Genomic DNA, 14404 nt, shown 5'->3' with positions numbered 1-14404 from the left:
AATATCTCCCCGCATGAACAAGCCCCTGTTTGCCCGTCCGCTCATCCTGTCCCTCGCCGCCCTGGCCCTGTTCGGCTGCAAGGAATCCGACGCGCAGGAAAGCACCATCCGCAAGAACCTCGCCGCACGCCTGCCGCAGCTCGCCAAAATCGACGAAGTGAGCAAGACGCCCATGCCCGGCCTGTACGAAGTGCGCGTGGACGGCACCGAGATCTTCTACACCGATGCCAAGGGCGACTTCCTGCTCAACGGCTCGCTGCTCGACACCAAGACGCGCCGCGACCTGACGCATGAACGCACGCAGAAGCTCACCGCGATCGACTTCAAGGCGCTGCCGCTGCAGGATGCCTTCGTCACCACGCGCGGCAACGGCGCGCGCAAGGTCGCGGTGTTTGCCGACCCCAACTGCCCCTACTGCCACCGCTTCGAGGCCGATCTGGCCAAGGTCAACAACGTCACCGTCTACACCTTCCTGCTGCCCATCCTGGGCGAAGACTCGATGACCAAGTCGCGCAACATCTGGTGCGCGAAAGACCGCAGCAAGGCCTGGGCCGGCTGGATGCTCAACCGCGTCACGCCACCCGCCGCCAGCTGCGACACCGCCGCGCTGCGCCGCAACGTGGCCTTCGCCGAAAAATACCGCATCACCGGAACGCCGGCCATGGTGTTCAGCAACGGCAAGCGCGTGCCCGGCGCCATTCCCACCGCACAGATCGAGAAACTGTTGGCAGAAAGCAAATAACACTGCGCCTGCAGGCGCCAAAGTGTGCTTTTTGCCACGTGGACACCGGAGCGGCTCCCCCTGGAGCCGCTTTTTGTTTCACAATGGAGCACAGCAGCCCGATTCAGCTTTCTGTCAGTTGGCAGACGTAATCTTGGTGTTGCCTGTCGGCGTGTCCGCACGCTGCATTCCGTTCGTGCCCTTGCGGGCGTTCCGGGTCCTGACCGCATGCTTCCTGAACACAGCCGTACCTTCATCCGCGCCATCGCCTATCTGGGAACCATCCCGATGGTGATCATGGCCCTACTGATGTGGCTGGTGCATGACGAACTGCACGGCTTCGTCGCTGCGGCGCTGGCCAGCTACGGCGGCATCGTGGTAGCGTTTCTCGGCGGCATCCACTGGGGCATCGGCCTGCGTGCCGGCGTCAACGCGCCCAAGCTGCACTTCATCTGGGGCGCCTTCGCCGCCTTTGCCGGCTGGTTCGGCGTGCTCATGCACCCCGCTGCCGGCATGCCCTTCCTGGCCCTGATGTTCGTCATCTGCTACGTGGTGGATGACCGCACCTGGGAGCGCGCCGGCCTGAGCGAATGGCTCACCGTGCGCTTCCACGCCACCGTGCTGGCGGTGATGAGCTGCCTGGCCGGAGCCGCCGGCTCCATGTAATCGGCGCGCGGCTGCGCTATGCTTGCCGCATGCCCAAGAACAAGCCCTCTTCTGCGGCCGGTGCGCCGCTGCACTACCTCGTCAGTGCGCCCGAGCCCCATACCCACCTGTTCCACGTCACGCTGCGGGTGGCCGAACCGCAGATCCGGCAGGAAGTCAGCCTGCCGGTGTGGATTCCCGGCAGCTATCTGGTGCGCGAGTTCAGCAGGCACCTGCAGTGCCTCAGCGCCACGCAGGACGGCAAGCCCTGCCCCGTGCGCCAGCTCGACAAGCAGCGCTGGCAGATCGGCTGCCTGCCGGGTGCTCCGCTGGAACTGCGCTACCAGGTCTACGCGCATGACGATTCGGTACGCACCGCCTGGCTGGATGCCGCCCGCGGCTTCTTCAACCCCACCAGTTTGTGCCTGCAGGTCAGCGGCCAGACCCATGTGCCGCACCTGATCGAAGTGCTCTCCCCCGACAAGTCCTGGCGCCTCGCCACCAGCCTGACGCCGCGCAACACCGGCAAACGCGGCTTCGGCAGCTATCTGGCGCCCGATTACGACACCCTGGCCGACAGCCCGTTCGAGATGGGCAACTTCTGGAGCGCGGATTTCGACGTGTGCGGCATCCCGCACCGCTTCGTCATCGCCAGCCCGCCGCCGGCCTTCGACGGGGAGCGCCTGCTGGCCGACACCCGCCGCATCTGCGAAGCCGCCATGCGTTTCTGGCATGGCGACAAGCCGGGCAAGTCCGTGCCCTTCGAGCGCTACGTATTCCTGCTGCGCACCGTCGACGAAGGCTACGGCGGCCTGGAACACCTGAACAGCACCGCCCTGATCGCCGGCCGCAAGCATCTGCCGCGCCCCGGCGAAACGCCGGGCGACGACTACACCACGCTGCTCGGCCTGATCAGCCACGAATATTTCCACGCCTGGAACGTCAAGCGCCTGCGCCCGGCCGAACTCGTGCCCTACAACTACAGCCGCGAGAACTACACCGACCTGCTCTGGTTCTTCGAGGGTTTCACCAGCTACTACGACGACCTGCTGCTGCTGCGCGCCGGCTGCATCGACGCGGCTGGCTACCTCAGGCTGCTCAACAAGGCAGTGGACAGCGTGCAGGCCTCGCCCGGCCGCTTCATCCACAGCCTGGCGCAATCCAGCTTCGAGGCCTGGACCAAGTACTACCGCCAGGACGCAAACACCCCCAACATCACCGTCAGCTACTACACCAAGGGCGCGCTGCTCGGCCTGTGCCTGGACCTCACGCTGCGCCAGGAAGGCCGCACCACGCTCGATGCCGTGATGCGCACGCTCTACCAGCGTTGCTACGTCCGGCAGAAGCCACTGCGCGGCCTGAGCGAGGCCGACGTGGCCGCCGTGCTGCAGGAACTGGGTGGCCGCAGCTTTGCGCGCGAACTGCGCGACTGGGTGCATGGCACGGCCGAACTGCCGCTGGAGAAGCTGCTGCGCCGCGCCGGCGTGCGCATCGTGCAGACGCCGGCACCGCTGGCACGCCAGTGGGGACTGCGCTGCAAGGAAGGCGCCAGCATCAGCGTGCTGGGCGTGGCCCGTGGCGGCGTGGCCGAGGCGGCCGGCATGGCTGCAGGGGATGAATGGCTGGGCATCGAACTGGAGGAGGCGGACGTGGCCAAGGGCAGCCATGCGGCCTGGCGCGTCGGCAACCTGGCCGACGTGCAGGCGTATCTGCCGCCCGGCCGCAAGCCGCAGGAGCGCAGCTGCACTGCCCTCGTCGCGCGCGACCGTATGCTGCTGCGCCTGCCGCTGACGCTGCCGGCCGCGCCCGAACAGCAATGGAAACTCGAACCCGGTGCCGGCGCGCGCAAGAAATCCGCCGAGCGCCAGAAAGTCTGGCCATGGGCATGAGCACAGCTGTCGCACCCGTCAGCCATGTGCTCTACCTGCACGGCTTCCGCTCTTCGCCGCGCTCGGCCAAGGCGCTGCATGTGGGGGCCTGGATGGCGCAGCACCGACCCGACGTGCAGTGGTGCAGCCCGCAACTGCCACCCTCTCCTGCTGCCGCCATGGCCCTGCTGCAAGCGCTGACGGACGGTTGGCCACAGGCAGGCAGCCTGGTCATCGGCTCCTCGCTGGGCGGCTTCTACGCGGCGGCCATGGCGGCACGCAAGGGCTGGCGCAGCCTGCTGCTCAATCCCGCCGTGCACCCCGCGCGCGACCTGGCCCGTTACATCGGTGACAACACGGCCTGGCATGCGCCCGAGGAACACTTCTACTTCAGCCCGGCCTACATCGGCGAACTGGAAGCGATTGAGGCGGAAACGCTGGCACTGGAACAGCAGCGCGCGGACGCCGGCACCCGGGCTCCGGCCTGGGCCCTGATCTGCGAGGGGGACGAGGTGCTCGACTGGCGCGAAATGACGGCGCGCTACGCCCATGCACGCCAGACCGTGCTGGCGGGCAATGACCATGCCATCAGTGATTTTGATTTGCATTGGCCGGAGCTGGCGCGGCAGACCGGCCTGCAGCTTTTCTGACCCGAAAACGCGGGCATCTGCACGCAACACCTACCCATGTAACATGAATTTCAGGTAACCCCCAATGTTCGGGGCTCCAAATTCTATTTACATTTTCGTGCAAAGTGTTAATCATATAAACAAAGCGCTTCTTGATCGCGCTTTGAACCTTAAAAACACTTGAAGAAAAAAAGTAGGTATGGAAGCATCGATTCTCGCCTTGGCGAATCTTGTGCGCTTCGATGCTGTATTTGCCGGTCGCGGACATCGTGACAATGGTCAAGTCATCATTGAACAGGTCATTTGGCTACAAGGCCTGCCGCAGGAGTTCGTGACGGAATATGCAGCCGTGGCGCAGCACGACCGCGTGGCGCAGCTATTCATGGATTTCCCGTGGGAGCCGCAAGCCATCACGGTGGCCGATTACTTCGGCGAGCCCGGCAGCGCGCTGCGCCGTCGCACGGCCATGCAGCGCTCCAACGAAATCGTGGGCGAGTTCTTCCAGCGCTTCGGCATCCGGCACGCCGTGCTCTCTGGCGTGGAAAACTCCTATGGGCTGGCCTGGATGGGTTTTCACCGCATCCAGATCGACGAGCCCTTCTCCTTTGACGATACCGAAAATATCAAGTTCGAATTGCCCGCCCACCTCTACCGCTGGCAGAAAAAGCACTTGCAGCGCCTGCCCAAGCAGACCAGCCGCGTCTCGCTGACGCCGCTGACCCGGCGCGAGATGGAGGTGTGCGTGCGCAATGTGCGCGGCGAGGCGCCCAAGGCCATTGCACGCGACCTGGAACTGAGCGTGCATTACGTGCGCGAGTTGATCCAGCGTGCCCGCGGCAAGCTGGGCGTGGCCGGGCGCAAGCTGACCGAAAGCGACCTGATGCAGCTGCCGCCCGGCAATTGAGACGGCTGCGCGCACGACGGCCAGCCTGCGTCGCCGAAAACTTTACGCGCACACCGGCAGGCATGGGAAAATAGCGCCCCATGTTTGCAATGTTCGAAGATTCCGGCAAGTTCCTCGCCGGCCGCATCCTGTCCCAGGCGGACAGTTCCTCCCAGATCGAGCTGGATTCCGGCAAGCGCGTCAAGGTCAAGCACGCGCATATCGTGCTCAGCTTCGACAAGCCCGCTCCCGCCGAACTGCTGGCCCAGGCACAGGCGCTGAGCCAGGAGGTGGATGTGCAGCTGCTGTGGGAATTTGCCCCCGAAGAAGAATTCACCTTCATCGACGTGGCCCGCGACTACTTCCAGGATCCGCCGTCGCTGGTGGAGCAGGCCGCCACGCTGCTGGCCTTGTTCCACGCGCCGCACTATTTCCGCCGTGCCGGCGGCGTGAAGGGCCGCTTCCGGAAGGCGCCGGCCGAGATCGTGCAGCAGGCGCTCGCCGCCATCGAGAAGAAGGCCCGCATCCAGGCACAGATCGACGCCTGGGCCGCCGAACTGGTGCAGGGCCAGTGCCCCGAGCCGATCCGCGAGCAGCTCTACCGGATCCTGTTCAAGCCGGACAAGAACGCGCCCGAGTACAAGGCCGTGGTGCATGCCTCGAAAGAGGCACAGATGGCCCCGCTCGACCTGCTGCAGCGCGCCGGCGCCATCCACTCGCCCTACGAGTTCCACTGGCAGCGCTTCCTGTTCGAGCATTTTCCCAAGGGCACCGGCTTTCCGGCGCTGCAGCCCGCGCTCATCGACGATTCGGAGCTGCCGCTGGCCGGGGTGCAGGCCTTCTCGATCGACGATTCCAGCACCACCGAGATCGACGATGCGCTGTCGGTGAGCGGACTGGGCAGTGGCCGCGTCACGCTCGGCATTCATATCGCAGCGCCGGGCCTGGCCGTGCAGCCGGGCGACGCCATCGACGCAGTGGCGCGCCAGCGCATGTCCACCGTCTACATGCCGGGCTACAAGATCACCATGCTGCCGCACGATGTGGTGCAGCACTACACCCTGGGCGCCGGCCAGCCGCGCCCGGCGCTGTCGTTCTACGCGACCTTCGACGAAGCCACGCTGGAACTGCAGGGCACCGAGAGCCGCATCGAGCGCGTGCCGGTGGTGGACAACCTGCGGCTGGACCAGCTGGAGCAGACCGTCACCGCCGAGTGGCTGTCCGCCCCGGCCGACACGCCGGAGCCGCAGGCACAGCTGCAGGCGCATCGCCCCTCCCTCGCCTTCCTCTGGCGTCTGGCGCAACACCTGAAGGCGCAGCGCGAGGTGGTACGCGGCAAGCCCGAAACCTTTACCCGGCCGGATTTCAACTTCCGCCTGGAACGCGATGCCTCGCTCAAGGAAACACCGCCGGACGGCAGCGAAACCGTGGTGATCGAAATGCGCCAGCGCGGCGCACCGCTGGACCTGATGGTGTCGGAAGCGATGATTCTGGTGAACCACCACTGGGGCCAGATGCTGGCCAACGGCGGCATTCCGGGCATTTACCGCAGCCAGGCGGCACTCGCGCCCGGCGTGAAGGTGCGCATGGGCACCAAGGCACTGCCGCACGCCGGCCTGGGCGTTCCGTGCTACGCCTGGAGCACCTCGCCACTGCGCCGCTATGTCGACCTGCTGAACCAGTGGCAGCTGATCGCCGCCATCCGCCACGGCGCCACCGCAGCCCTGGCCGCACCGTTCAAGCCCAAGGATGCTGCCCTGTTCGGCATCATCTCCGGCTTCGACGCCTGCTATACCGGCTACAACGCCTACCAGGCCAGCATGGAACGCTTCTGGACGCTGCTGCACGTGCAGCGCCACGGCATCACCGAGCTGGACTGCAGCGTGATCAAGGACGGCCTGGTGCGCGCCAACACGCTGCCGCTGGTGATCAACGTGATCGGTGCCGACGGGCTGCCGCGCAATGCGCAGGTGCGCGTGCGCCTGGGTGGCGTCAACCTGATGGCGCTGGATGTGAATGGCAGCGTCATCGCCCGGCTGGACGATGACGGCCAGGCCACCCTGCCCTCCGACGAGTCCGAGGACGATACCATGGAGCTTGACGCCGGTCCGCTGCATATTGCCGTGGACGTGAACGAGCCCGAAGCCGACGGCACTCCGGGCCAGACCGTCTGATTGCTGCCATGCCTGATACTTCCTCCCCCCTGCCGGCACGCTATGGCGTGATCGGCCATCCGGTCAGCCACAGCCGCTCGCCCTGGATCCATGCGCGCTTTGCCGGGCAGACCGGGCAGCAGCTCAGCTACATCGCCATCGACAGCCCGGTAGACGGCTTTGCCGCCACGCTGGAACGCCTGCGCGGTGAAGGCTACGGCGGTGCCAACGTGACGGTGCCGTTCAAGCTGGAAGCCTTTGCCGCCGCCGACGTACGCAGCGCGCGGGCCGAACTGGCGCAGGCTGCCAATACCCTGATCTGGCGCGAGCAAGCCGGACAGTGGCGTCTGCATGCCGACAACACCGACGGCGCCGGCCTGATGCGCGACATCCGCCACAACGCCGGCGTGCCGCTGGCGGGGCGCCATGTGCTGCTGCTGGGTGCGGGCGGCGCTTCCGCCGGCGTGCTGGGCGCGCTGCTCGCGGAAGCCCCCGCCAGCGTGACGGTGGCCAACCGCAGCGTGGACAAGGCCGGGCATCTGGTGCAACTGCATGCATCGGTCGCTGCGGAGCATGGCGTCGCCCTGCGCGCCTGCAGTCTGGCGGCCGTTCTGGACGACGCACCGCCGCACGACCCAAGCCTTTCGGACGCCTTCGACATCATCCTCAACGGCACCGCCAGCAGCCTGGGCGGGGCACCGCTGCTGCTGCCCCGGCGCCGCTTCGCCCCGGGTGCGCTTGCCTGCGACATGATGTACGGTGCCGCCGCCCTGCCCTTCCTGCAGCACGCGCAGGCCTGCGGCGCCACGCCGCGCGACGGCCTCGGCATGCTGGTGGAGCAGGCGGCGCTGGCCTTCGCCCTGTGGCGTGGCGTGACGCCGGACACGGCACCGGTGCTGGCCGAACTGCGCGCCCTGGTCGATGCCCCGGCCGCCGGAAAGCCCGCGTGATGCAAGCCGTGTTCGCCGCTCGTCCTTCATGCACTGCTCCCCGTGCCGCAAGGGCAGGAGGCAGCGCGCAATGAAACGCCTGTTGCGCCTGCTGGGATGGATGCTGCTGGCCGGCATTCTGCTGCAGCTGTTTTTCTTTGCACGCATCGCGCTGATGCGCGTGGTCGATCCGCAGTCCACCAGCTTCCAGCGCTCCGAAATGGCGCGCGTGGTGGCCAGCGGCAAGTTGGCCTGGGGCCAGCAATGGGTGCCCTACGACGAGATCTCGGACAACCTCAAACGCGCCGTGATCGCCTCGGAAGACAGCGATTTCGTCAACCACCAGGGTGTGGAGTGGGAAGCGATCGAGCAGGCCCGTGCCCGCAACGCGGCCGCCGAAGCACGCAATCAGCAACGTCTGCAACAGGCGCAGGCGCGCATCGAGCAGGCCCGCGAACGCGCACGCAAAAAGGTGGAGCGCCTGGAAAAGCGCGGCAAGCCGGTCGATCCGCAACTGCGCGGCATTGCCGACGGCAGCATCATGCCACCCGGCATCACAGTGCCGGCGCCCAAGGTCTACGGCGGCTCCACCATCACCCAGCAACTGGCCAAGAACCTGCTGCTCTCGCCCGAGCGCAACCTGCTGCGCAAGGGACAGGAGCTGGTGTTCACCCAGTATCTGGAGTTGCTGCTGGACAAGGAGCGCATCCTCGAGATCTACCTGAACAACGTGGAATGGGGCGAGGGCATCTTCGGGGCCGAGGCAGCTGCGCAGTATTACTTCCGCAAGCCCGCCGCGCAGCTCAGCGCCTACGAGGCGGCCAAGCTCGCCGTGATGCTGCCGCGCCCGCGCTTCTACGAGCAGAACTTCAATTCCGGCTATCTCAACAGCCGTGCCAGTACCATCGCCGCGCGCATGCGCGACGTGGAGCTGCCCTGAGGCCGCCATGCGCATCCTTGGCATCGACCCCGGCCTGCGCACCACCGGTTTCGGCGTGATCGAAGCCGACGGCCCGCGCCTGCGCTACGTGGCCAGCGGCACCATCCGCACCGTTAACGAAAAACGCCCGGACGACCCCGCCCTGCCACACCAGGGCAATCTGCCGGCACGCATCAAGCTGCTGTTCGAGGGCGTGTGCGAAGTCGCACAGACCTACCAGCCGGATGTCGCCTCGCTGGAAATCGTGTTCGTCAACGTCGATCCGCAGGCCACGCTGATGCTGGGCCAGGCGCGCGGCGCCTGCCTGGCGGCGCTGGTCTCGAGCGGCCTGCCGGTGGCCGAATACACCGCGCTGCAGATGAAGAAGGCAGTGGCCGGTCACGGCCGTGCCAACAAGGCGCAGATCCAGGAAATGACGCGCCGCCTGCTCAACCTGAGCGGCCTGCCTGGCACCGATGCGGCGGATGCGCTGGGGCTGGCGATCATGCACGCCCATGCGGGGCAGGCGATGGCGCGGCTGGCCGAAGCCACGCCGCTGCAGCGGCGTACGCATGCATTGTTCAAGGGGGGACGCAGCTACTGAGGCTGCTCTTGGGCTGTTCAACAAGCTGGCGCCGAACCGTCCTGGGTTTCGAACAGGCTGGTTGGTTTAAGTCGACGCCTCTGCCACGGTGTTGCTGGCACCACACGGTTCATCTGCTGCCCGCCATGGGCTAGATGCGCTCGATCACCAGCACCGCAAAGAACACGCACAGCACGATGATGGTCCACTTGAACAGGCGCAGCGCCTGCCGCTTGTAGCGCTCGTTGCCGGTGAACAGGTACAGGCCCATGGTGCCGGCACTCACCAGCAGCATGAGGATGAAGAGGACGCGAACAATGGCCATGGCCGCTAGCGTAACAGGTTCAGGCGAGCCACCCGCGACTTACCACTGCACGGCCAGTTCGCCAAAACCCTTGGGCGCGTTGCGCTCGTTGTCGAAACTGACGATTTCGTAGGCGTCCGGCTGAGCCAGCAACGCCCGCAGCAGCTGGTTGTTCATGGCATGGCCGGAACGGTAGGCGCTGTAGGCCGCCAGCAGGGGATGGCCGATCAGAAACAGGTCGCCCATCGCATCCAGGATCTTGTGCTTGGCGAATTCGTCGTCGTAGCGCAGACCGTCGGCATTGAGCACGCGGTAGTCGTCCAGCACGATGGCGTTTTCCAAGCTGCCGCCCATGGCCAGGCCGTGCGAGCGCATGTATTCCACATCCTTGGTGAAGCCGAAGGTGCGGGCGCGCGCAATGTCACGCGTGTAGACGCCGGTGGACATGTCGAATTCCACGCTCTGCCCGGTGGAATCCACCGCCGGGTGGGCAAAGTCGATCTGGAAGCGCAGCTTGTAGCCGTGGTAGGGCTCCAGCCGCGCCCACTTGCCTTGGGCGCCCTCGCCCTCGCGCACTTCCACCGGCTTGAGCACGCGCACGAACTTCTTCGGTGCACGCTGCTTGACCACGCCGGCGCTTTGCAGCAGATAGACGAAAGACGAGGCAGATCCGTCCAGGATCGGCACTTCCTCCGCCGTGATGTCGATATACAGATTGTCGATGCCCAGGCCGGCGCAGGCCGACATCAGGTGCTCGACGGTGTTGACCTTGACGCCACCATTGGAGATGGTCGAGGCCAGACGGGTATCGGTGACGGACTCCGCGGTCACCGGGATTTCGACCGGAACCGGGAGGTCGACGCGGCGGAACATGATACCGGTGTCCGCCGGTGCCGGACGCAAGGTGAGCTCGACCCGCTGACCGCCATGCAGGCCCACGCCCACGGCCTTGGTCTGTGTCTTGATGGTTCTCTGTTCTAGCATGCGTCCATTGTAGAAGTTGCCCGCCTGCAGAGTGTTTGGTTTTGTCGATGCCCGCGATAGGCCGAGGCCATCATCGGCACCGATGCCTGCCGCCATGCGCTCGGGTGCTGCGACAGTTTGTTTCTCTCAAGTGGCCTTTATGCCGGCCGGCGCTTGGGCCGCGTGCGCACGGACAGGCAACCGTGCGCACGCCAGCAAGCAAGCAAGAAGAGTCATGCGTCCTTGCGCGTGCCCTGCCCCTGCAGGTGCGCGTACGACGCTCCGGCTACGCCAGGGCGCAACCGGTGTTCACGAGTCTCAGTCCGCCTGCTTGCGCAGGAAGGCCGGGATTTCGAAATCGTCCATGCCGCTGGAAGACAGCTGGCTGACGCGCTCGGAAGCGTGCGTGCGGTCACGGCCGGTGCCCCAGACGCTGGCGCCCACGGTGCCGGCGGGAGAGACGCCGCTCATGCTCGGCAGGCTGCTGGTCTGCGGCATGGCTGCAGAGTAAGGCATGTCGTCGGTACCGGTACGGCTGATGACCTGCATGGGAGGCGCCATGCGGCGGGCGTTCTGGCGGCTCAGGCCGGTGGCGACCACGGTCACGCGCAGCTCGTCGCCCATCTGGGAGTCGTAGGCGGTACCGTAGATCACGTGCGCATCGGGCGAAGCGTAGGCGCGGATGGTGTTCATGGCCAGCTGCGATTCCTTCAGCTTCAGGCTGCCCTGGGCCGCGGTGATCAGCACCAGCACGCCCTTGGCGCCGGACAGGTCGATGCCTTCCAGCAGCGGGCAGGCCACGGCCTGCTCGGCAGCGATGCGGGCGCGGTCCGGGCCGCTGGCGGTAGCCGTACCCATCATGGCCTTGCCGGGCTCGCCCATCACGGTCTTCACGTCTTCGAAGTCGACGTTCACGTGGCCGGGCACATTGATGATCTCGGCAATGCCACCGACGGCGTTCTTCAGCACGTCGTTGGCGTGGGCGAAGGCTTCGTCCTGGGTCACGTCGTCACCCAGCACTTCCTGCAGCTTCTCGTTCAGCACCACGATCAGGGAATCGACGTTGGCTTCCAGTTCGGCCACGCCGGAATCGGCGTTGGTCATGCGGCGGCCACCTTCCCACTCGAAGGGCTTGGTCACCACACCCACCGTCAGGATGCCCATTTCGCGGGCGATGCGCGCGATCACGGGAGCTGCGCCGGTGCCGGTGCCACCGCCCATGCCGGCGGTCAGGAACAGCATGTGCGCGCCTTCGATGGCGGAGCGGATCTCGTGCTCGGCCACTTCGGCGCAGTCACGGCCCTTCTCGGGCTTGCTGCCGGCGCCCAGGCCGGTGGTGCCGAGCTGGATCACGCGGTCCGCCGTGCTGCGCGTCAGCGCCTGCGCGTCGGTGTTGGCGCAGATGAACTCCACGCCCTGGACCTTGCGGTCGATCATGTGTTGCACGGCGTTGCCGCCGCCGCCACCCACGCCCATGACCTTGATCTGGGTGCCTGCGTGGAATTCTTCGGTGTCAATCATTTCGATGGGCATCTTGCTCTCCTTGCTGTTTAACCTTGCTGTCTCTGAAAAAAATCACTTGCCTGTCTGGCGTTTAGGGCCTGCCGGGGCCATGGACGAGCTTGCAATCCCGTCCAATCCGGTTCATGCGGCGGGGAAGCGTTCCTTCCCGTGCCGGCTGTCATGCCAGCGTGCCTGCGCGAGGGGTTTCTGCTGGATGGCCATCAGAAGTTCCCCACGATGAAATCCTTGATGCGGCCGAACACCCCGCGCACGGCGGAGTCGCTCTTGCTGCGCGAAGCCACGTAGCCGCGCTGCTGCGCCTGGCGGGCGTCTTCCAGCATGCCCATGACGACGGCGGCACGCGGCTGCGTCACCATGTCGGCCAGGGCGCCGTTGTAGATCGGGGTGCCGATGCGCACCGGTTTGAGGAAAATGTCCTCGCCCAGTTCGACCATGCCGGGCATCACGGCGCTGCCGCCGGTCAGCACCACGCCGGACGACACCAGGTGCTCGAAGCCCGAGCTCTGCACTTCCTTCTGCACCAGCGAGAAAATTTCCTCGATGCGCGGCTCGATCACGCCGGCCAGCACCTGCTTGCTCAGCAGGCGCGGCGGACGGCCGCTCAGGCCGGCCACTTCGATATGCGTATCCGGATCGGCCAGCAGCTGCTTGGCGCAGCCGTTCTGCATCTTGATGTCCTCGGCATCCTCGGTCGGGGTGCGCAGCGCCATGGCGATGTCGCTGGTGATCAGTTCGCCCGCCACCGGCAGCACCGCCGTGTGGCGGATGGCGCCGCCAGCGAACACTGCAATATCGGTAGTGCCGGCGCCGATGTCCACCAGCACCACGCCCAGCTCGCGCTCGTCCTCGGTCAGGCAGGACATGCTGCTGGCCAGCGGGTTCAGCATCAGGTGGTCCACCTCCAGGCCGCAGCGGCGCACGCACTTGAGGATGTTCTCGGCCGCGCTCTGGGCACAGGTGACGATGTGCACCTTGGCTTCCAGACGGATGCCGCTCATGCCGATCGGCTCCTTCACTTCCTGGCCGTCGATCACGAATTCCTGCGGCTCGATCAGCAGCGGACGCTGGTCGGTGCTGATGTTGATGGCGCGCGCCGTCTCCAGCACCTTGGCCACGTCGGTGGGCGACACGTCGCGGTCGCGCACCGCCACCATGCCCACCGAGTTGCGACCGCGGATGTGGCTGCCGGTGATGCCGGTGATGACACGCGTGATCTTGCATGCGGCCATCATCTCGGCCTCGCGCACGGCCTGCTGGATGCTCTGCACGCAGGCCTCGATGTTGACCACCACGCCGCGCTTCATGCCGTTGCTGGGCGCCACGCCCAGGCCCAGCACCTTGAGCGCGCCGTCCGCCTGCACCTCGGCCACCACCACCATGATCTTGCTGGTGCCGATGTCGAGGCCTACGACCAGATCCTTGTATTCTTTTGCCATGGCTGTTTATGTCTTTGGTTTCGTTGGCTGGCGCTTGCCAGCGTTGCCATCCGGAGACTCCATCGTCCCCACCCCCTTCAGGCGCAGCGCGTAGCCGGTCTTGTAGCGCAGATCCGCATACTGCAGATCGGCAAAGCTGCGGCCATAGCGCGCAGTCACTGCGCCGATCGTCTGCACGAACTGCCGGATACGCGCCGCCAGTTCCTGTTCATTGCCGCTGCCCAGGTTGAGCACGGTGTCATTGTTCAGCGTCAGGCTCCAGTAGCCGCGCGGATCCAGTTCCAGCGCGGTGATGCGCGCCTCCAGCGGGTTGAACAGCGGGCCCAGGCGGCGGTACATCAGCAGCACCGCGGCCGACTGCTCGTCCGGGCCGGACAGGCGTGGCAGCTCGATGTTGGCCACTTCCTCCGGATTGCCCTCGAACACCTCGCCCTGGCGATTGAGCAGGCGCATGCCCTCCTCGTCATTGCCCCAATAGGCGACTTCCTCATGCTCTTCCAGGCGCACGGCAAGCTGGTTCGGGAACACGCGGCTGACCACCGCCTGGCGCACCCAGGGCTGCTGCTCGAACACGTCGCGCGCTTCTTCCAGCCTGATGGAGAAGAAGTTGCCCGTCAGGCGCGGCAGCACCTGGCTGCGCAGCGCGTATGGCGTGGTGTGCGTGGTGTGGCCCATCACCTGGATGCCCTTGAGCGAGAACTGCGGCAGGCGCGTGAACCACCAGGCCGCGCTGATCAGCGCGCCCAGCAACACCAGGCCGAACAGCAACGAGGCGGTTGCATTCATCAGCCGGATGTCGGTGGTGGTGGTTACGGGCTGCGGGGCTTGCATGGCGCGTGTTCCTTGT

The 14404-nt window shown here is 66.1% G+C and carries 14 protein-coding genes; 9 read left to right on the top strand and 5 right to left on the bottom strand.

What is annotated here, in order from left to right:
- The first annotated feature begins 13 nt into the window (after window positions 1-13).
- The 9 genes from ACX36O_RS01175 to ruvC all read left to right on the top strand — a co-directional run bounded on the left by ACX36O_RS01175 (window position 14) and on the right by ruvC (window position 9351).
- A complete protein-coding gene (locus tag ACX36O_RS01175) occupies window positions 14-742 on the top strand; it encodes a DsbC family protein (RefSeq protein WP_488359923.1) in 729 nt (242 codons plus the stop codon).
- Between the two features lie 207 nt (window positions 743-949).
- The gene (locus ACX36O_RS01170) at window positions 950-1387 is read left to right on the top strand and encodes a DUF3429 domain-containing protein (protein ID WP_213362458.1); all 438 of its coding nucleotides are present in this window, start codon (window positions 950-952) and stop codon (window positions 1385-1387) included.
- Window positions 1388-1416: 29 nt separating this feature from the next.
- Window positions 1417-3255: a M61 family metallopeptidase gene (locus ACX36O_RS01165; RefSeq protein WP_488359922.1), complete on the top strand. Its 1839-nt coding sequence runs from the start codon at window positions 1417-1419 to the stop codon at window positions 3253-3255.
- Window positions 3252-3884: a YqiA/YcfP family alpha/beta fold hydrolase gene (locus ACX36O_RS01160; protein ID WP_213362454.1), complete on the top strand. Its 633-nt coding sequence runs from the start codon at window positions 3252-3254 to the stop codon at window positions 3882-3884. Before ACX36O_RS01165 ends, ACX36O_RS01160 begins: the two co-directional genes overlap by 4 nt.
- 310 nt (window positions 3885-4194) lie before the next feature.
- The gene (locus ACX36O_RS01155; protein WP_488359921.1) at window positions 4195-4767 is read left to right on the top strand and encodes a helix-turn-helix transcriptional regulator; all 573 of its coding nucleotides are present in this window, start codon (window positions 4195-4197) and stop codon (window positions 4765-4767) included.
- An 80-nt stretch (window positions 4768-4847) separates the two neighbouring features.
- Window positions 4848-6920, top strand: coding sequence for a ribonuclease catalytic domain-containing protein (locus ACX36O_RS01150; RefSeq protein ID WP_488359920.1), 2073 nt, complete (start codon window positions 4848-4850; stop codon window positions 6918-6920).
- 8 nt (window positions 6921-6928) lie between these two features.
- Complete coding sequence (aroE, locus tag ACX36O_RS01145) at window positions 6929-7849, top strand: shikimate dehydrogenase (RefSeq protein WP_213362449.1); 921 nt, start codon at window positions 6929-6931, stop codon at window positions 7847-7849.
- Window positions 7850-7919: 70 nt separating this feature from the next.
- Window positions 7920-8768, top strand: coding sequence for a transglycosylase domain-containing protein (locus ACX36O_RS01140; RefSeq protein WP_213362448.1), 849 nt, complete (start codon window positions 7920-7922; stop codon window positions 8766-8768).
- 7 nt (window positions 8769-8775) lie between these two features.
- On the top strand, window positions 8776-9351 hold the full coding sequence (ruvC, locus tag ACX36O_RS01135) for a crossover junction endodeoxyribonuclease RuvC (RefSeq protein ID WP_213362447.1): 576 nt from the start codon (window positions 8776-8778) through the stop codon (window positions 9349-9351).
- 130 nt (window positions 9352-9481) lie between these two features.
- Here the strand turns inward: ruvC and ACX36O_RS01130 are convergent, their stop codons facing one another.
- The 5 genes from ACX36O_RS01130 to ACX36O_RS01110 form a co-directional block, all read right to left on the bottom strand.
- Window positions 9482-9655 (bottom strand): hypothetical protein, encoded by a 174-nt coding sequence (locus ACX36O_RS01130; protein WP_213362446.1) that lies wholly within the window; start codon window positions 9653-9655, stop codon window positions 9482-9484.
- A gap of 39 nt (window positions 9656-9694) precedes the next feature.
- The gene (lpxC, locus tag ACX36O_RS01125; RefSeq protein WP_213362445.1) at window positions 9695-10618 is read right to left on the bottom strand and encodes a UDP-3-O-acyl-N-acetylglucosamine deacetylase; all 924 of its coding nucleotides are present in this window, start codon (window positions 10616-10618) and stop codon (window positions 9695-9697) included.
- Window positions 10619-10915: 297 nt separating this feature from the next.
- Window positions 10916-12130 (bottom strand): cell division protein FtsZ, encoded by a 1215-nt coding sequence (ftsZ, locus tag ACX36O_RS01120; protein ID WP_213362443.1) that lies wholly within the window; start codon window positions 12128-12130, stop codon window positions 10916-10918.
- 191 nt (window positions 12131-12321) lie between these two features.
- The gene (ftsA, locus tag ACX36O_RS01115) at window positions 12322-13557 is read right to left on the bottom strand and encodes a cell division protein FtsA (protein WP_213362442.1); all 1236 of its coding nucleotides are present in this window, start codon (window positions 13555-13557) and stop codon (window positions 12322-12324) included.
- A 6-nt stretch (window positions 13558-13563) separates the two neighbouring features.
- Window positions 13564-14388, bottom strand: coding sequence for a cell division protein FtsQ/DivIB (locus tag ACX36O_RS01110; protein ID WP_213362439.1), 825 nt, complete (start codon window positions 14386-14388; stop codon window positions 13564-13566).
- Between the last annotated feature and the right edge of the window lie 16 nt (window positions 14389-14404).

The sequence above is a fragment of the Brachymonas sp. KE5 genome (assembly GCF_057773645.1).
Note: the sequence above shows the minus strand (reverse complement) of the source record. Positions and strands in the feature narration are given on the sequence as shown.